The sequence below is a fragment of the Bradyrhizobium sp. i1.15.2 genome (genome assembly GCF_040548425.1).
Classification (GTDB): Bacteria; Pseudomonadota; Alphaproteobacteria; order Rhizobiales; family Xanthobacteraceae; genus Bradyrhizobium; species Bradyrhizobium canariense.
Genome location: NZ_JBEPRQ010000004.1, coordinates 250,192 through 268,038 on the forward strand (window position 1 = coordinate 250,192; position 17,847 = coordinate 268,038).

General features: G+C 63.7%; 18 protein-coding genes. 7 read left to right on the forward strand and 11 right to left on the reverse strand.

All coding sequences use genetic code 11. The features are described from left to right. Window positions 1-41: 41 nt before the first annotated feature. The gene (locus ABIB80_RS11025) at window positions 42-923 is read left to right on the forward strand and encodes a metallophosphoesterase family protein (RefSeq protein WP_354127395.1); all 882 of its coding nucleotides are present in this window, start codon (window positions 42-44) and stop codon (window positions 921-923) included. Window positions 924-1,036: 113 nt separating this feature from the next. On the opposite strand, the gene ABIB80_RS11030 is transcribed toward ABIB80_RS11025, so the two are convergent. The 3 genes from ABIB80_RS11030 to ABIB80_RS11040 form a co-directional block, all read right to left on the reverse strand. Then, a complete protein-coding gene (locus tag ABIB80_RS11030; RefSeq protein ID WP_219684479.1) occupies window positions 1,037-1,591 on the reverse strand; it encodes a hypothetical protein in 555 nt (184 codons plus the stop codon). A gap of 199 nt (window positions 1,592-1,790) precedes the next feature. Next, entirely contained in the window at window positions 1,791-1,997 is a 207-nt protein-coding gene (locus ABIB80_RS11035) for a DUF4170 domain-containing protein (protein ID WP_007595122.1), read from the reverse strand. 30 nt (window positions 1,998-2,027) lie between these two features. Next, a complete protein-coding gene (locus tag ABIB80_RS11040) occupies window positions 2,028-3,659 on the reverse strand; it encodes an isocitrate lyase (protein ID WP_354127396.1) in 1,632 nt (543 codons plus the stop codon). Window positions 3,660-3,885: 226 nt separating this feature from the next. On the opposite strand from ABIB80_RS11040, the gene ABIB80_RS11045 reads away from it, so the two are divergent. Beyond that, on the forward strand, window positions 3,886-5,331 hold the full coding sequence (locus tag ABIB80_RS11045) for a helix-turn-helix domain-containing protein (protein ID WP_219684477.1): 1,446 nt from the start codon (window positions 3,886-3,888) through the stop codon (window positions 5,329-5,331). A gap of 111 nt (window positions 5,332-5,442) precedes the next feature. Here the strand turns inward: ABIB80_RS11045 and ABIB80_RS11050 are convergent, their stop codons facing one another. Beyond that, window positions 5,443-5,736 (reverse strand): antibiotic biosynthesis monooxygenase, encoded by a 294-nt coding sequence (locus ABIB80_RS11050; protein ID WP_007595131.1) that lies wholly within the window; start codon window positions 5,734-5,736, stop codon window positions 5,443-5,445. Between the two features lie 228 nt (window positions 5,737-5,964). Here ABIB80_RS11050 and ABIB80_RS11055 point away from each other — a divergent pair, with 228 nt between their 5' ends. After that, complete coding sequence (locus ABIB80_RS11055; RefSeq protein ID WP_219684476.1) at window positions 5,965-6,771, forward strand: hypothetical protein; 807 nt, start codon at window positions 5,965-5,967, stop codon at window positions 6,769-6,771. A gap of 164 nt (window positions 6,772-6,935) precedes the next feature. Further along, complete coding sequence (locus ABIB80_RS11060) at window positions 6,936-7,283, forward strand: hypothetical protein (RefSeq protein WP_007595135.1); 348 nt, start codon at window positions 6,936-6,938, stop codon at window positions 7,281-7,283. A 4-nt stretch (window positions 7,284-7,287) separates the two neighbouring features. On the opposite strand, the gene ABIB80_RS11065 is transcribed toward ABIB80_RS11060, so the two are convergent. After that, complete coding sequence (locus ABIB80_RS11065) at window positions 7,288-7,929, reverse strand: tetratricopeptide repeat protein (protein WP_354127397.1); 642 nt, start codon at window positions 7,927-7,929, stop codon at window positions 7,288-7,290. 134 nt (window positions 7,930-8,063) lie between these two features. After that, window positions 8,064-8,996 carry a zinc metalloprotease HtpX gene (gene htpX / locus ABIB80_RS11070; protein WP_354127398.1) on the reverse strand — a complete coding sequence of 311 codons (933 nt, stop codon included), beginning with the start codon at window positions 8,994-8,996 and terminating at the stop codon, window positions 8,064-8,066. Between the two features lie 299 nt (window positions 8,997-9,295). Here htpX and ABIB80_RS11075 point away from each other — a divergent pair, with 299 nt between their 5' ends. From ABIB80_RS11075 to ABIB80_RS11085, 3 genes are all read left to right on the forward strand, one after another. Further along, a complete protein-coding gene (locus ABIB80_RS11075) occupies window positions 9,296-10,597 on the forward strand; it encodes a lytic murein transglycosylase (protein ID WP_219684475.1) in 1,302 nt (433 codons plus the stop codon). Window positions 10,598-10,858: 261 nt separating this feature from the next. Further along, window positions 10,859-11,362: a DUF1993 domain-containing protein gene (locus tag ABIB80_RS11080; protein WP_007595142.1), complete on the forward strand. Its 504-nt coding sequence runs from the start codon at window positions 10,859-10,861 to the stop codon at window positions 11,360-11,362. Between the two features lie 183 nt (window positions 11,363-11,545). Then, complete coding sequence (locus ABIB80_RS11085) at window positions 11,546-12,646, forward strand: alkene reductase (protein WP_354127399.1); 1,101 nt, start codon at window positions 11,546-11,548, stop codon at window positions 12,644-12,646. A 188-nt stretch (window positions 12,647-12,834) separates the two neighbouring features. On the opposite strand, the gene ABIB80_RS11090 is transcribed toward ABIB80_RS11085, so the two are convergent. The 5 genes from ABIB80_RS11090 to ABIB80_RS11110 form a co-directional block, all read right to left on the reverse strand. Then, window positions 12,835-14,577: an ABC transporter substrate-binding protein gene (locus ABIB80_RS11090; protein ID WP_035993295.1), complete on the reverse strand. Its 1,743-nt coding sequence runs from the start codon at window positions 14,575-14,577 to the stop codon at window positions 12,835-12,837. Between the two features lie 127 nt (window positions 14,578-14,704). Continuing rightward, window positions 14,705-15,034 (reverse strand): DUF2160 domain-containing protein, encoded by a 330-nt coding sequence (locus tag ABIB80_RS11095; protein WP_007595147.1) that lies wholly within the window; start codon window positions 15,032-15,034, stop codon window positions 14,705-14,707. Window positions 15,035-15,044: 10 nt separating this feature from the next. Then, entirely contained in the window at window positions 15,045-15,851 is an 807-nt protein-coding gene (locus ABIB80_RS11100; protein WP_007606994.1) for a carbohydrate ABC transporter permease, read from the reverse strand. Continuing rightward, a complete protein-coding gene (locus tag ABIB80_RS11105; protein WP_354127400.1) occupies window positions 15,851-16,753 on the reverse strand; it encodes a carbohydrate ABC transporter permease in 903 nt (300 codons plus the stop codon). The genes ABIB80_RS11100 and ABIB80_RS11105 overlap by 1 nt, the downstream gene beginning before the upstream one ends. Continuing rightward, window positions 16,753-17,838, reverse strand: coding sequence for an ABC transporter ATP-binding protein (locus tag ABIB80_RS11110; RefSeq protein WP_007595153.1), 1,086 nt, complete (start codon window positions 17,836-17,838; stop codon window positions 16,753-16,755). Before ABIB80_RS11110 ends, ABIB80_RS11105 begins: the two co-directional genes overlap by 1 nt. Window positions 17,839-17,847 lie beyond the last annotated feature (9 nt).

Consider the following 17,847-nt stretch of genomic DNA (forward strand, 5'->3'; position numbering starts at 1 on the left):
CCTTGCCATTACAGCGGGCGAATAGCGAGGCAATCGCCCCAATGGCCCCCTTCACGCTCGCCCATCTGTCGGACCCGCATCTGCCGCCGCTGCCGAAGCCGCGGCTGATCGAGCTCGCCGGCAAGCGCGCGTTCGGCTATGTCAACTGGACGCGCAACCGTCACAAGTATCAGCGCCGCGAGGTGCTCGACGCACTCGTCGCCGACGTGAAGGCGCAAGGTCCCGACCACATCGCGGTCACAGGCGATCTCGTCAATCTGGCGCTGGAGGCGGAATTCGCGCCGGCGCGCGCCTGGCTCGACGGCCTCGGTCCGCCCGACCGCGTCACCACGATTCCCGGCAATCACGACGCTTATGTCCGCGCCACTCTTCATCGCTTCGGCGAAACGTTCGCGCCCTATCTTGCGGGTGACGATGGCCGTATCGGCTTTCCGAGCCTGCGCCGGCGCGGGCCGCTCGCGCTGATCAGCCTGTCCACGGCGGTGCCCACCTTGCCGCTGATGGCGACAGGCACGCTCGGACGCGATCAGCTCGCGTCGCTCGAAGAGATGCTCGAGCGGTTCGCAGCCGAGGACGTCTTTCGCGTGCTGCTGGTGCATCATCCACTGAAGTCCGGCGCAAGCCACAAGCGGATGATCGACTCGGCCGAGCTGCTGACGCTCTTGAAACGCCACGGCGTCGAGCTGATCCTGCACGGGCACGACCACATTCATTCGACGATGTGGTTCGAGGGACCCAACGGCAACATTCCCGCGCTCGGCGTGCCCTCGGCCTCCGCGCTCGCGCACGGGCGCACCCCGGCTGCGGCCTACAATCTGTTCACGATCGAGAAGGACAACACCGGCTGGCGTTGCGAGCAGACGGTGCGGAGCCTGGGGGCTGGACTTCAGATCGGGCAGATCAAGCATGTGAAGTTGATTTAGACCGCTGTCATTCCGGGGCATGCGAAGCATGAACCCGGAACCCATCGGGCCGCGATACGTGCTGATAAATGGATTCCGGGTTCGCGCTTCGCGCGCCCCGGAATGACGACGCCTCACCAGCTCCGCAGGGCCGCGAGCACGGCAACCCCGAACAGTGCGGCGGCACCGAGCACGAACCCCAGCACGAATGGCCAGAGGCGCGAGCGGCGCTGCGGCTGCGCGACCTCGGGCTTCGGCTCGGGCGGGACCACCATCGCATGCTCGCGCTCGATCATGCGGCGCGCGACGTAATCGGTCACGGCCTCGACGATGACAGCGGTGTCGTGCGATTCGGCGAGCACGATGCGGCCGAAGCGGGTGTCCTGCACGAAGCGGTACATCCGCTTGTCGCGCCCCATCACGATGTGCGCGACGACGTCGATCCAGAGCCTGGGCGTATCGCCCTGGCTGATACCGCGGTCGAACAGGTCGATCTTGTCAGGCACCTGCGCGAACAGAGGATCGAGCGAATCGTTGAGGATCTCGAGCCGTGCCACCTCGGCATCGCGCAAATCGACGACGACGCCGGTGCGGTCGGCGGCCTCGATCCGCGCCCGCAACAGCGCATCGCGCAGCCGCACCGGGCGCGGCTGGCTGGGATGGATCCCGCTGGTCTCGGGCTCTGACATTGACGGCCTCGTCCTCACTTGGCCGGATTAACCTATCAGCAACCAATGTGTCCGCAAAGGCCCTACAATTCCAGTTACTTACGGAGCCCACAGGCTATTCACCTGTGCCAAAAACAGACGGTCCCACCCGGCTTGCGCCGGATGGGACCCTCCGTCCTTGGACGTCTTCTTATTCAGATTGGCATGTTAGTTCAGATTCTCACGCCGAGACCCGCGACGGCTCTTCCACGATCGAGAAGCGGACGCCCGCCTTGTGGCGGTTCTCTTCCGAGACCGAGCGCCAGGCGTCCTCGGCCTCCTTGCGGGTCTTGAACGGACCCTGCACCTGGGCCGAGCCTTCCACCAGCTTGTGGAAGTTCATCGAGCCGAACTCGCCGCCGATCACCCAGAAATTGCTGTTGGTCATTGTCAGTCTCCTGTCGATTAGCGTGATGCGTTAGCCGAACTGGTTCATCGTGTTATGGGCGCCGCCCGCCTTCAGGGCAGCCTCGCCGGCGAAGTATTCCTTGTGGTCGTCGCCGATGTCGGAGCCGGCCATGTTCTGATGCTTGGCGCAGGCGATACCCTGACGGATCTCGGCGCGCTGGACGTTCTTGACATAGCCGAGCATGCCCTGGTCGCCGAAATATTCCTTCGCCAGATTGTCGGTCGAGAGCGCCGCCGTGTGGTAGGTCGGCAACGTGATCAGGTGGTGGAAGATGCCGGCACGCTTGGCCGAATCCGCCTGGAAGGTACGGATGCGCTCGTCGGCTTCCTTTGCCAGCGGCGTATCGTCGTATTCCACCTTCATCAGCTCGGCACGATTGTACTTGCTGACGTCCTTACCCGCTTCCTTCATCGCGTCGTAGACCTGCCAACGGAAGTTGAGGGTCCAGTTGAACGAGGGCGAGTTGTTGTAGGCCAGCTTCGCGTTCGGAACCACCTTGCGAATCCGGTCGACCATCTTGGCGATCTGCTCGATATGCGGCTTCTCGGTCTCGATCCAGAGCAGGTCGGCGCCGTTCTGCAGCGAGGTGATGCAGTCCAGCACGCAGCGGTCTTCCCCGGTGCCCGGGCGGAACTGATAGAGATTGGAGGGCAGCCGCTTCGGACGCATCATCTTGCCGTTGCGGTTGATGATGACGTCGCCATTGCGGGCGTTCTCCGCCGTCACGTCCTCGCAATCCAGGAAGCTGTTGTACTGGTCGCCGAGGTCACCGGGCTTGTGGCTGACCGCAATCTGCTGGGTCAGGCCGGCACCGAGCGAGTCGGTACGGGTCACGACGATGCCGTCTTCGACGCCGAGTTCGAGGAACGCGTGGCGGCAGGCCCGGATCTTGGCGAGGAACACCTCGTGCGGCACCGTGACCTTGCCGTCCTGGTGGCCGCACTGCTTCTCGTCCGAGACCTGGTTCTCGATCTGGAGCGCGCAGGCACCCGCCTCGATCATCTTCTTGGCGAGCAGATAGGTCGCCTCCGCATTGCCGAAGCCGGCGTCGATGTCAGCGACGACGGGCACAACATGGGTCTGGAAGTTGTCGATCTTCTCGATCAACTCCTTCTCTCGGGTCTTGTCGCCTTCCTTGCGGGCCTTATCGAGGTTGCGGAAGATATCGTTCAGCTCGCGCGAGTCGGCCTGACGCAGGAAGGTGTAGAGTTCTTCGATCAGCGCCGGCACCGAGGTCTTCTCGTGCATCGACTGGTCGGGCAGCGGGCCGAACTCGGAGCGCAGCGCCGCGATCATCCAGCCGGACAGGTACAAATAGGTGCGATCGGTCTTGCCGAAGTGCTTCTTGACCGAGATCAGCTTCTGCTGGGCGATGAAGCCGTGCCAGCAGCCCAGCGACTGCGTGTACTTGGTGGGGTCGCCGTCATAGGCGGCCATGTCCGCCCGCATCAGCGCCGCGGTGTAGCGGGCGACGTCGAGGCCGGTCTTGAAGCGATTCTGCAGGCGCATGCGGGCGACGGCCTCGGCCGACACCCCGTTCCAGGTCGGCTGGGTCTCCAGGAGCGACCGGGCCGCCTCGACCTCGCTCTGATACGAGGCGGGGGCCTGGAGGGTGCTGATGCCGCGGGGCTGGTAATTCATGTGCCTGATCCTTTCGCTGACGATGGCCACCAGCCATCGACATTCTTGACAATGCATTGCGAGATGCGTGTCAGAAGCTAAACGCGAGAAAGCTCAGCTCGTATAGTGGGCTTGTATTTGAATGGTGATGTCATGTAACATCGGTACTTTAATAGATGTAACTTTGTAAATCTTGTAAATAAAATTGGTCAACAAGCCTGCCCTTGATGCCTCCGGAGACCTGAGAATGCCCGCCGGTTCCAGCAAGAAGCTCTTCGTCGGCCCGCGCTTCCGGCGGATCCGACAGCAATTGGGGCTGTCGCAGACCCAAATCGCCGAGGGGCTCGGGATCTCGCCGAGCTATGTCAATCTGATCGAGCGCAACCAGCGTCCGGTGACCGCACAGATCCTGCTGCGGCTGGCCGAAACCTACGACCTCGACCTGCGCGACCTCGCGACCGCCGACGAGGACCGCTTCTTCGCCGAACTCAACGAGATTTTCTCCGACCCGCTGTTCCGCCAGATCGACGTTCCCAAGCAGGAACTGCGCGACCTCGCCGAGCTCTGCCCGGGCGTCACCCATGCGCTGCAACGGCTCTATGCCGCCTATACCGAGGCCCGCCAGGGCGAGACGCTGGCCGCGGCACAAATGGCCGACCGCGACGTCGGCACCCGCTATGAGGCCAATCCGGTCGAGCGCGTCCGCGAGCTGATCGAGGCCAACCGCAACTACTTTCCGGAACTCGAGCAGGCCGCGGAGACTTTGCGCGACGAGCTGAACGTGCCGGCCGAAGAGCTTTATGCGGCGCTCGCGGCGCGGCTGCGCGAAAAGCATTCGATCCAGACCCGCATCATGCCCGTGGACGTGATGCGCGAGACGCTGAGGCGCTTCGACCGCCACCGGCGCCAGCTCCTGATCTCCGAGCTGGTCGACCCGCCCGGCCGCGCATTCCAGCTCGCCTTCCAGCTTGGTCTCGTTGAATGCACGCAGCATCTGGAGACCATCATCGGCCGCGCCGGCCCGCTCGACGACACACCGCGCCGCCTGTTCCGGATCACGCTCGGCAACTATTTTGCGGCCGCCGTGATGATGCCCTACCCGGCTTTCCTGGCTGCCGCCGAAGCATTGAACTACGACATCCATCTGCTGGCACAGCGCTTCAATTCCGGCTTCGAGCAGGTCTGCCATCGGCTCACCACCCTGCAGCGGCCGAACGCGCGCGGCATCCCGTTCTTCCTGCTTCGTGTCGACAATGCCGGCAACGTCTCGAAGCGATTTTCATCGGGCACGTTCCCGTTCTCGAAATTCGGCGGCACTTGTCCGTTGTGGAACGTGCACTCGACCTTCGACACGCCTGACCGCCTGCTGAAGCAGGTGATCGAGCTGCCGGACGGCACGCGCTATTTCTCGATCGCACAGATGGTGCGCCGTCCCGTCGCGCCGCACCCGCTGCCGCAGCCGCGCTTCGCCATCGGCCTCGGCTGCGAGATTCGTCACGCCGCGCGCCTCGTCTATGCTGCCGGCATCGATCTGGAGAAAACGGAGGGCACGCCGATCGGCGTCAACTGCCGTCTCTGCGAGCGCGAAAACTGCGCCCAGCGCGCCGAGCCGCCGATCACGCGCACGCTGATCCTGGACGAGACGACGCGGCGGGTGTCGAGTTTTGCGTTCTCGAATGCGCGGGAGTTGTGAAGGGGCACATCTACCTCCTCGTCATTGCGAGCGAAGCGAAGCAATCCAGACTGTCTCCGCAGTGACAGCCTGGATTGCTTCGTCGCTTCGCTCCTCGCAATGACGAAGGACTTACGCCAGCGTATGCACGATCACCGGACCCGCGGCGGCGCGGGCGTCGCCGGCAAGCAGCGAGCCCAGATCCTTCTCGATCCAGGCGATCGCACGCCTGTTCGCCTCCTCCGCCTGCTCGAACTTGTCGAAGATCGATATCGCCGTGACCGTGTCGTCGCCGGCATAGACGACGTAATAGGCGCGGAAGCCGTCGACGTCGCTGATGATCGGAACAGCGCCTTCCTTGATACGGCGCGCCAGCTCTTCGGCGCTCCCGCTTTTCGCCTTGGCCTGACGGATGGCGGCATACATGGCATCCTCCCTTCCGGCTATCTGGTGTGGGGCTTGGTGCCCGGATCGCATGCTACGCCGAAGCGCGCGGGCAATCCACGCTTGGTTAATCCGGCACTAATTCCCTTCCGCGATCTGCAACCATCGATTAAGCACGCCTCAACATCGCTGCCTTAGTCTCGCCCCACTCACTTTTCGCAAACAACGGCGGCTTATTCTGCCGCGTGAAGTGACATCAGGGGGTTCATCATGCGCATTGGGTTGCTGCTGACCGCGACCATTGTCGGCGCGCTCTTTGCCGATCCGTCCCATGCCGGACCGCTGGATGCGTCCGCCGGCGCAGCGCAGGCGCTACCGCCGGGCTTCCAGAGCTACCGCGGCTACATGTTCGACCTGTCGGAGAATTCGGACCGCAAGGATGTCGACAAGCTCACCGACAATGTGAAGAGCCAGATCGATGTGGTCGAGGCCGCCGGCCTCTCGCCGCGCGTGCTGCGCTTCTTCCGCACCGTCCCGATCATCGCCAGCGAGCTCGCCTGCCTCGACGAAGGCGCCGCGACTGCCTGCTACGGCCGGGTCACGCCTGACATCCAGCGCACCGCTCCCCGCACACTGACGGTCTGGGACCCCAACAAGCAGCGCTGGAGCAATCCGAACGCCGTCGACCTCGCGGTCGATTCCGGCCTTGGCGTGATCATGCTGCGGCCGGACATGATGCGTTACGAAAAGGAAGCCGTGCTGCTGCACGAGCTGCTGCACGCCTACCACGCGCGGCTGTTGCCGGACGGCTACGCCAACAAGGGCGTGATCGGCTATTACGCCTACGCCAAGTCCAAGGATCTCCTGCCCAAGGAATCCTACGCGCTGAAGAATCACATGGAGTTCTTCGCGGTAACCGCCAGCATCTTCCTGGCCGGGAAGAGCGAATTCCACGACCCGAAGTCGCGCGAGGCGCTCAAGGAGAAGTTGCCGGACTATTATAAATATCTGGTCGGCGTGTTCGGCTTCGACCCCGATCCGGCAGCACCAAGTGGGCCGGTCGCTTCGCTGAAGTAAGGCAGACAGCGCCAAACCCAGCCAGAGAGCCGCGCGCGCAGCGCGGCTTTTTTGTTTTGGTCAACAGAAGCTGCGGATGACGCGTGGCCGGGAATTGCCAAGGTGGGGCCCGATCTGCATAGTCCCGCCCGCATCGATACCGTTTTCGAAGAGGATAGAACAACATGGCGGAAGCCGACCTGGATGTCGTGATCCGGCAACTGGCCAGACAGCTGCATACGGGCCTGATGACCCGCGCCAAGGAGCGGCGGGACCGATTCAACGGCCTTGCGGCCAAGGCCAAGGGCAAGGAGACCGGCGACCGCTTCAAGATGATGGCCAAGGCCACCATGGAGCAGGCCATTGCCGCCGCCAAGCGCCTGCAGATGTCCGCCGACAACGTCGCCGACAGCTACGCGCGGTCGATGCGGATCGCCGCCAGCACGCCGGTCGCGGTGAAGGTGGAGAAGAAGGCGCCCAAGGAAAAGCCGGCCAAGAAAGCGAAGAAGGCCAAAGCCAAGAAGGCGAAGTAGACGCTCACTTTCCTGGAGCGGCGAGCCGGGTCGGCTCGGCGCTCGCCAGTTCGGCGAGCTTTGCGCGTGCCGCGTCGCGGGTGCGGACGTCCTTGCCGGCGGGCAGCGCCAGCGCGGCCTCGAAATCGGCGCGCGCCTCATTCGCCTGGCCCCGGGCGAGGAAGGCGAGGCCGCGGTCGAGCCGAGGCTGCGCATCCGAGGGGTCGAGGCGAACCGCGGTGTTGTAGCTCAGGATCGCGCGATCGAGATCGCCGGCGGCCGCGAGCGCGAGACCGCGCTGGTGATAGGGCGCGGCATGCCTGGGGTCATGCGCGATCGCCTCGTCGTAATCCTCGATGGCAAGTTCGAGGTCGCCGTTCTGCCGGCGCGCCAGCGCCCGATCGCGATAGAGCGAGGCGCGGTTGGGATTGAGGTGGATGGCCTCGTCGAAATCAGCGATCGCCCGCCGCCAGTCGCTATGGCGCAGCGCGATCCGTCCGCGCCCCTCATAGGCGAACGCGATCAGCGAGCCGCGCAGCGGCGAGAAGCCGATCACCGCCGAGCAGATGTCGGGCTCGTCCTCGTCCCCGCAATTGACGACGGTGTGCGTGGACAGGCCAATCAGCATGCCCAGGGCAATCAACAATGGTACTGCAGCTTTGGTCATCTTCGAGGGTGGCAGGCAGAGGGCCGGCCACGCATCCCCTTTCGCAGGAACTGTCACGGCAGGGTGTTAGCACCGGCCGGGACCGTCCTGTGTGCGACAGGTCACAAAGCGAGCAAATTCGCGCTGCTTCCGCGTCAGCCCCAAGGGCCGCGTGAAGAAGAGCGGCCCCATGGGCTCCGCGGCGGGTAGTTCTCATTGGCGCCGACCGAGGGCGACGCCTGCGCGCCAAGCTCGGCTGCGAGCTGCCGAAGCGCCGCGATGCGATTCTGCGTCGAAGGATGGGTGGCGAACAGATTGTCGACGCCGTGGCCCGACAGCGGATTGATGATGAACATGTGCGCGGTGGCGGGATTTCGCTCCGCCTCGACATTCGGGACCTGATGCTCAGCGCCTTCGATCTTCACCAGCGCCGATGCCAGCCACATCGGCTGACCCGCGATGCGTGCGCCGAGATTGTCCGCGGCGTATTCGCGCGTACGACTGATCGCCATCTGCACCAGCATGGCGCCGATCGGGGCGAGGATCATCATCAGGATCGAGCCGACGATACCCGGACCATTGTTGTCGCGGTTGCCTCCGAAGAACATGCCGAACTGCGCCAGCATCGAGATCGCGCCTGCAATGGTCGCGGTCACAGTCATCAGCAGCGTGTCGTGGTGCTTGATATGAGCGAGCTCGTGCGCGATCACGCCGGCGAGCTCCTCGCGGCTGAGCTGGCGCATCAACCCGGTGGTGACCGCAACCGCGGCATTCTCGGGATTGCGCCCGGTGGCAAACGCGTTGGGCTGCGGCTCGTCCATCAGGAACACGCGCGGCATCGGCAAGCCGGCCCGGCCCGCCAGCTCGGCGACGAGCCCGACCAGCTCCGGTGCGCTGCTGCGGTCGACCTCATGGGCGCCATACATGGACAGCACCATGCGGTCGGAGTTCCAGTAGGTGAAGAGATTGGTCGCCGCGGCAATGACGAGCGCAATCATGGCGCCGCCGGCACCGCCGATCAGATAGCCGATGCCCATGAACAGGGCGGTGAGGCCTGCAAGCAGCATTGCGGTACGAAGATAGTTCATGGCCGTCTCCCGAGGCCGGCCGTGGCCGCTGGAGGCGTTGCAGGCCGGCAAGCATGAGGTAGGGATGCCCCCCGTCCGCGTGCAAGGTTTCAAGGTGCGTCGCGGAGCCGCGGCTATTGACCAACATTGCTTTTCCGTCATGCCCGGGCTTGTCCCGGGCATCCACGTTCTCCCTCCGGCGCAAGGCCGAAAGCGTGAATGGCCGGGACAAGCCCGGCCATGACGAAAGGATGGTTTGAGGCGCTCAATTCCCTTAAGCTTTGGCAAGATTCCCCACGCGCCCTCCCCCCGGAAACCTCATGCTCCAGACCCGATTTGCGATCGCGGCCGTCACTCTTGTCGCGCTGTCTGCAACCGCCTCCGCCCAGTTCGCGCCAGCGCCCGCAAAACCAGCAGCCCCCAGGGCGACCGCGCCGTCGCCGCGCGCGGCGGCGTGCCATAACGGCGCGAACTTCGATCGGTTTCTGGCCGACGTGAAACAACAGGCCGTTGCCGCCGGCGTGTCGCAGCGGACGATCGCGGCGGCCGCGCCTTACCTCGTCTACGACCAGGGCATCGTCAATCGCGATCGCGGCCAGCGCGTGTTCGGCCAGCTCTTCACCGAATTTGCCGGCCGCATGGCCGCGCCCTATCGCATGCAGAACGGCCAGCAGCACATCAAGCAACATGCGGCCGCATTCGCGCGCGCGGAAAAGGAATACGGCGTGCCGCCGGCGGTGATCGCAGCGTTCTGGGGACTGGAGAGCGATTTCGGCGTCAACATGGGCAATCTGCCGACGCTGAAATCGCTGGTGTCGCTGGCCTATGATTGCCGCCGCTCGGAGATGTTCGTGAACGAGACCATTGCCGCGCTGAAGATCATCGACCGCGGCGATTTGCATCCTGACGAGATGGTCGGCTCCTGGGCCGGCGAGCTCGGACAGACCCAGTTCCTGCCCGTGCATTACGTCAACTATGCCGTCGACTATGACGGCGACGGACGACGCGATCTCCTCCGCAGCGAGGACGACGTGATCGGCTCGACCGCGAACTACATCGCCAACGGATTGAAGTGGCGGCGCGGCGAGCCGTGGCTGGAAGAGATCAAGGTGCCGCAAAACCTGCCGTGGGATCAGACCGACCTCACGGTGCAGCTGCCGCGCTCGAAATGGGCGCAGCTCGGTGTGACCTATCCCGACGGCAGGCCGCTGCCGAACGACAATCTTGCGGCCTCCGTGCTGCTGCCGATGGGGCGCTTCGGGCCAGCCTTCATGGCGTACCCGAATTTCGCGGCCTACACCGAGTGGAATAACTCGCTGATCTATTCGACCACCGCAGGCTATCTCGCTACCCGCATCGCGGGCGCGGCTCCGATGCGAAAGCCGTCCACACCGGTCGCGCAGCTGCCGTTCAACGAGCTCAAGCAATTGCAGCAGCTTCTGGTCCAGGCCGGCTTCAATGTCGGCAAGGTCGACGGCGTGCTGGGCCAGCAGAGCCGCGCCGCGGTGAAGGCGATGCAGATCAAATACGGTCTGCCCGCGGATTCCTGGCCGACCGCCGAGCTTTTGGCCCGAATGCGCGGTGGCACGGCACAGGCGCAGCCGGCGGGGACGATCCGCTAAGCACTAGAATTACTGGATGCCCCGCGAAAGCGGGGCATCCAGTACGCCGCGGCCTATCGATTCAATCACAGCTGCCTCGGAGTACTGGATCGTCCGGTCAGGCCGGACGATGACAGCGGGGGGCGCCGATAGCACCACAAGCCCGCTCGGTAGAATTTTCGCACTGCACAAGCCGCTCCCGCGATTGTATTTTTCCATGAGGTTCCCATGTGAGTGGCTCAGGTTTCTCCTGAGATTTCCCACCACAATAGCGAGCATCACATGTCCTTCCACGACGCCGTCGTTCCCGCCTATTTGCAAATGCTGAACAGCCTGACCGGCCTGCTCACGAAAGCCGAGGCGCATTGCGCGGCCAAGAAGGTCGATCCCGCCGTCCTGCTGGGCTCCCGCCTGTTTCCGGACATGCTGCCGCTCTCGAAGCAGATCCAGCTGGTCAGCGATTTTGCAGCCAAAGGCTGCGCCCGGCTGACCCATAGCGAAGTGCCCTCCACAGCAGACACCGAGACTAGCTTTGCCGAATTGAAGCAGCGGCTCGCCAAGACCATCGACTATGTGAAATCGTTCAAGCCCGAGCAGTTCGAGGGCGCCGACACCAAGGACGTCACCTTCCCGGCCGGTCCCGACAAGTCCATCACCATGAAGGGCCAGCAATTCCTCAGCGCGTTCTCGTTGCCCAACTTCTATTTCCACGCCGCCACCGCCCACGGCCTTCTGCGCCACGCCGGCGTCGAGGTCGGCAAACGCGATTTCCTCGGCGCTAACTAATACCCGATGATTCAGGCGGCCGCGGCGGGAGATCGAATCTGCTGCCGCGGCTGAAATTGCACATGCTTTATGCTGCGTAGCCCCGCTGCGCATCTCGCCTGCAGTTTCCGTATGGCTCCTCCCTTGCGCTGATTGCCGCGATGCACAAGTGTTCCGGATCTCTCACCGCCTGGAAGCATTCTCATGAGCCGTTCGACCAAATTGTTTGAGACCTACAAGCTCGGCCCGATCACGCTGGCGAACCGTTTCGTGATGGCGCCGCTGACGCGCAACCGCGCCTTTCCCGGCACCTTCGTACCGGGCGCGCTCGCCGCCGACTATTACGCCCAGCGTGCTTCTGCGGGGCTTCTGATCACCGAAGCGAGCCAGGTCTCGCAGCAGGGCCAAGGCTACCAGGACACCCCCGGCATCTATTCCAAGGAGCAGGTTGCCGGCTGGCGCAAGGTCACCGATCAGGTGCACCAGCGCGGCGGCAAGATCTTCATCCAGCTCTGGCATGTCGGCCGCATTTCGCATGTCGACCTTCAGACCAATGGCGCAGCCCCGGTGGCACCGAGCGCGATCCGCGCCAAGGGCAAGACCTTCGTCAACGGCGGCTTCGCTGACGTCTCTGAGCCCCGTGCGCTCGAACTCTCCGAAATTCCAGGGATCATCGACGATTTCAAGCGCGCCACGAAGAATGCGCTCGAAGCCGGCTTCGACGGCGTCGAGATCCACGGCGCCAACGGCTATCTGCTCGAGCAGTTCGCCAAGGACGGCACCAACAAGCGTACTGACGCCTATGGCGGCTCGATCGAGAACCGCGCGCGACTGATGCTGGAAGTCTCCAGGGCCGTCGTGGCGGAGGCCGGAGCCGATCGTACCGGCATCCGCATCTCGCCGGTGACGCCTGCCAACGACATCTCGGATTCGAACCCGCAAGCCCTGTACGACCATATCGTCGATGGTCTCGCGGCGCTGAAGCTCGTCTATCTCCATGTCGTCGAGGGCGCCACCGGCGGTCCGCGCGACATCGCGCCGTTCGACTATGCGGGCGTGCGCAAGCGCTTCCCCGGCGCCTACATCGCCAACAACGGCTATGATTTCGATCTCGCCGCCAAGGTGCTGGACGCGAACGCGGCTGATCTCATCGCCTTCGGCAAGCCGTTCATCTCCAACCCCGATCTGGTCGAGCGCCTGAAGGCGGGCGCGACGCTGAACGATTGGGACAAGAACACGTTCTACGGCGGCGGCGCCAAGGGCTACACGGATTACCCGACGCTGGCGGCTGAGCCGGCTGAGTAAGGCGTCGTCGTCGCTCCACCCTCCGTCATTGCGAGGAGCGAAGCGACGAAGCAATCCAGACTACCTCCGTGGGAAGACTCTGGATTGCTTCGCTTCGCTCGCAATGACGTTGTGGAAGCAAAATCCACGACAATAAAAAGAAAAAGGCCGGGATTGCTCCCGGCCTTTCGTCGTTATGTTGAAGTGCCTTACTGCAGCGAAGCGCGCTTCGGGGGCTGTGCCGGCCACGACTTGATCAGGGTGTCGTAGTCGACCGTCTCGCCCTTCGGCTTCTCGTTGGCGAGCTTGCGCTGCGGGGCGATCGTGCCGTCCTTCTGGGCCTTGGCGAACCAGTACTCGGCCGTCTCCTTCTTGTGCAGCTTCGGACCGCAGGCGCCCTGCACGCCGGACTTCTCCAGACGCTCCATGACGGAGTCCTGGGCGGCGGCAAGGGAGTCCATCGCGGCTTGCGGCGTCTTCGTACCGGACGACGCATCGCCGATATTCTGCCACCACAGCTGCGCCAGCTTCGGATAGTCGGGCACGTTGTTGCCGGTCGGGGTCCACTGCACGCGCGCGGGCGAGCGGTAGAACTCGATCAGGCCGCCGAGCTTCGGCGCACGCTCGGTGAACGACTTGTCCCAGATGTCGGATTCACGAATGAACGTGAGACCGACATGGCTCTTCTTCAAGCTGACCGTCTTGGAGACGATGAACTGAAGATAGAGCCAGGCCGCCTTGCGGCGGTCAGCGGGAGTCGACTTCAGCAGCGTCGCCGAGCCCGCGTCCTGGTAGCCGAGCTTCATGCCTTCCTTCCAGTACGAACCGTGCGGCGACGGAGCCATACGCCATTTCGGCGTACCGTCCGCGTTCATCACGGCGATGCCCGGCTTCACCATGTCGGCGGTGAAGGCGGTGTACCAGAACATCTGCTGGGCGATATTGCCCTGCGCCGGCACCGGACCGGATTCGGAGAAGGTCATGCCCTGGGCCTGCGGCGGAGCATACTTCTTCATCCACTCGAGGTACTTGGTGATCGAGTAGACCGCGGCCGGACCGTTGGTGTCGCCACCACGCTCCACCGAGGAGCCGACCGGACGGCAGCCTTCCATGCGGATGCCCCATTCGTCGACGGGCAGACCGTTCGGGATGCCCTTGTCGCCGTTACCGGCCATCGACAGCCAGGCGTCGGTGAAACGCCATCCGAGCGACGGGTCCTTCTTGCCATAGTCCATATGGCCGTAGACCTTGACGCCGTTGATCTCCTTTATGTCGTTGGTGAAGAACTCGGCGATGTCTTCATAGGCCGACCAGTTCACCGGCACGCCGAGCTCGTAGCCGTACTTGGCCTTGAACTTGGCCTTGTAGTCGGGGTTGGTGAACCAGTCGTAGCGGAACCAGTAGAGGTTCGCGAACTGCTGGTCGGGCAGCTGATAGAGCTTGCCGTCCGGCGCCGTGCCGAACGACTTGCCGATGAAGTCGTTGACGTCGAGCATGGGATCGGTGACGTCCTTGCCCTCGCCGGTCATGTAGTCCGACAGCGCGATGGTCTGGCCGTAGCGGAAGTGGGTGCCGATCAGGTCGGAATCGTTGATCCAGCCGTCGTACACGTTCTTGCCGGACTGCATCTGGGTCTGCAGCTTCTCGACCACGTCACCTTCCTGGATGATGTCGTGCTTGAGCTTGATGCCGGTGAGCTCGGAGAACGCCTTGGCCAGCGTCTGCGACTCGTATTCGTGGGTCGTGATGGTCTCGGAGACGACGTTGATCTCCATGCCCTTGAAGGGCTCGGCGGCCTTGGCGAACCACTCCAGCTCCTTCTTCTGCTCGTCTTTCGACAGCGTCGAGGGCTGGAATTCCGCGATCCACTTCTGGATCGCGGCGTCGTCGGCGGCGCGCACCGGCGCCGAGACGGCCAACGACACCGCGACCATGGCGGCGACGCTGGACATCGTCAGAAAGCTATTCTTGGTCAATGGACGTTCCCTTCTCCTAAACTGCCGCATGTTATTCCTCCGTTGCAGCGACAAACTTTTTACAGGCCCGGGTTGGTCCCGGATCTGGCCGTTCCTTCGCGGGCTAGACCGTGCGGAAAATGAGTACGGCCGTGGCCAGCGAAATTCCTGATGCGATCCAAAGGCGCGAAATTTCAACTCCGTCCTCGCCGATCGGCAGCGTGGCGAGGGCGTCGGTGCCGGCGAAGGCGATCCACAGCAAGTGGATGACCGCTGCCGTGATGAGGGAGATGAACAGACGGTCGCCCCGCGTGGTCGGGATGCGCAGCACGCCGACGCGTTCGGCTTCGGGATAGGCCACCCCGAGCCAGGTCATCACGGCCAGCGTACAGGCGAGCGCCACAAAGAAGATCGCCGTCGGCGGCGTCCAGGCCATCCATGCAATAGCTTCCATTGATGCCTCCCTAAACCCGACCGAGCGCGAAACCGCTCGCGATGTAGTTCCGAACGAACCAGATCACGAGCGCGCCCGGGATGATCGTCAGCACGCCGGCCGCAGCCAGCAGGCCCCAGTCCATGCCCGCGGCCGACACCGTGCGCGTCATGATCGCCGCGATCGGCTTGGCCTGCACCGAGGTCAGCGTGCGCGCCAGCAGCAGCTCGACCCAGGAGAACATGAAGCAGAAGAAGGCGGCGACGCCGATGCCGCTCGCAATCAGCGGGACCAGAATCTTGATGAAGAAGCGCGGGAAGGAATAGCCGTCGAGGAAGGCGGTCTCGTCGATCTCGCGCGGCACGCCGGAGACGAAGCCTTCCAGGATCCACACCGCCAGCGGGACGTTGAAGATGCAGTGCGCCAGCGCGACCGCCCAGGGCGTATCGAACAGGCCGATCGCCGAATAGAGATTGAAGAACGGCAGCGCATAGACCGCGGCCGGCGCCATGCGGTTCGACAGCAGCCAGAAGAACAGATGCTTGTCGCCGAGGAAGCGGTAGCGCGAAAACGCGTAGGCTGCCGGCAGCGCCACCGAGATCGAGATGATGGTGTTGAGGACGACATATTCCAGCGAGTTGATATAGCCGGAATACCAGCTCTCGTCGGTGAAGATGCGCTTGTAGTGCTGGAGCGTCGGCGCGTGTGGCCACAGCGTCATCGTCGAGACGATCTCGGCGTTGGTCTTGAAGCTCATGTTGACGAGCCAGTAGATCGGCAACAGCAGGAAGATCAAAAACAGCGCCATGATGAGGCGACGGCCGGGGATCGAATGCATCACGCGGCTCCTTCCTGCGGCTTCCGCTCGGCGGCGGCATTGGTCATGACGGTGTAGAAGATCCAGCAGACGATCAGGATGATGAGGTTGTAGACCAGCGACAGCGCGGCGGCCTTGCCGAGATCGAACTGGCCGAGCGCGATCTTGACCAGCTCGATCGACACGAAGGTCGTCGAGTTGCCGGGCCCACCACCCGTCACCACGAACGGTTCGGTGTAGATCATGAAACTGTCCATGAAGCGCAGCAGCACCGCGATCAGCAGCACACGATTCATCTTCGGCAGCTGGATCGCCTTGAACACCGCCCAGCGGGAGGCGCCATCGATCTGCGCCGCCTGATAATAGGCTTCGGGGATCGACTTCAGGCCGGCGTAGCACAGCAGCGCGACCAGGCTGGTCCAGTGCCAGACATCCATCACGATGACGGTGACCCAGGCGTCGATATCGTTGGACACGTAATTATAATCGATGCCGATGGCATTGAGGACATAACCGAGCAGGCCGATGTCGGGGCGGCCGAAGATCTGCCAGATCGTGCCGACCACGTTCCACGGGATCAGCAGCGGCAGCGCCAGGATGACGAGGCAGGCCGCAACCGTCCACCCCTGTCGCGGCATCGACAGCGCGACGACGATGCCGAGCGGCACCTCGATCGCGAGGATCACCAGCGAGAAGAACAGATTGCGCCCGAGCGAAGCCAGGAAGCGGCCGCCGAGATCGGTCGAGGGATCGAGCAATTCCTTGAACCAGCCGACACCGTTCCAGAAGAACTGGTTGTTGCCGAAGGTGTCCTGCATCGAATAGTTCACCACCGTCATCAACGGCAGCACCGCCGAGAAGGCGACGACCAGGAACACCGGCAGCACCAGGAACCAGGCTTTTTGGTTGACGGTCTTGTCCATCAGGCGGCTCCCTCCACCAGAAGGCTGTCGGCATAGACGTGGACGTGCGACGGGTCGAATTTCAGGCCGGCCGTGCCATCCGGGCTGGTGAAGCCGGCCGGCGCGCGGGCCGCGAGCTTTGCATCACCGAGCCGCGCACGCGCGAAACGGATGCGCCCGAGGTCGTCGACGCGTTCGATCTTTGCACTGAGCAGGCCAGGCGCAGGCGCGACGGCCTCGACGAATTCCGGACGGACGCCGATCTCGATCTTCGCGCTTGGCGGAAGGCTGTCGTAGCTGCGATTGAGCGCGATGACGTGACCGCCGATCCTGGCCTCGCGGCCCCTTACCTCGGCCGGCAAAATGTTCATGCCGGGCGAGCCAATGAAATAGCCGACGAAGGTGTGCGCCGGCTTGTCGAACAACTCGGCCGGCGTGCCGCTCTGCACCACGCGGCCGTCATGCATGACCACCACGGTGTCGGCGAAGGTCAGCGCTTCGGTCTGGTCGTGGGTGACGTAGATCATCGTCAGGTCGAGCTCGCGATGCAGCGCCTTCAGCTTGGAGCGGAGCTGCCATTTCAGCTCGGGGTCGATCACGGTGAGCGGCTCGTCGAACAGCACCGCGGCGACGTCCGAGCGGACCAGGCCGCGACCGAGCGAGATCTTCTGCTTGGCGTCAGCCGTGAGCCGCGTCGCCTTGCGGTTCAGATAGGGATCGAGGTCGAGCAGGCGGCCGATCTCGGCGACGCGCTTGTCGATCTCGGCCTTCGGTACACCGCGGTTCTTCAGAGGGAACGCCAAATTCTGCCCCACCGTCATTGTGTCGTAGATCACCGGAAACTGGAACACCTGGGCGATGTTGCGCTTCTGGGTTGACAGCGGTGTGATGTCCTCGCCGTCGAACAGGATTTTCCCGCGCGACGGGGTGATGATGCCCGAGATGACGTTGAGCAGCGTGGTCTTGCCGCAGCCGGACGGCCCGAGCAGCGCGTAGGCGCCGCCCTGTCGCCAGGTCATCGTGACAGGCTTGAGAGCAAAGCTGTCCTGCGGCGCATCATTGCCACCGTAGGAGTGCGCGAGATCGACGAGGTCAATGCGGGCCATGTCGCATCC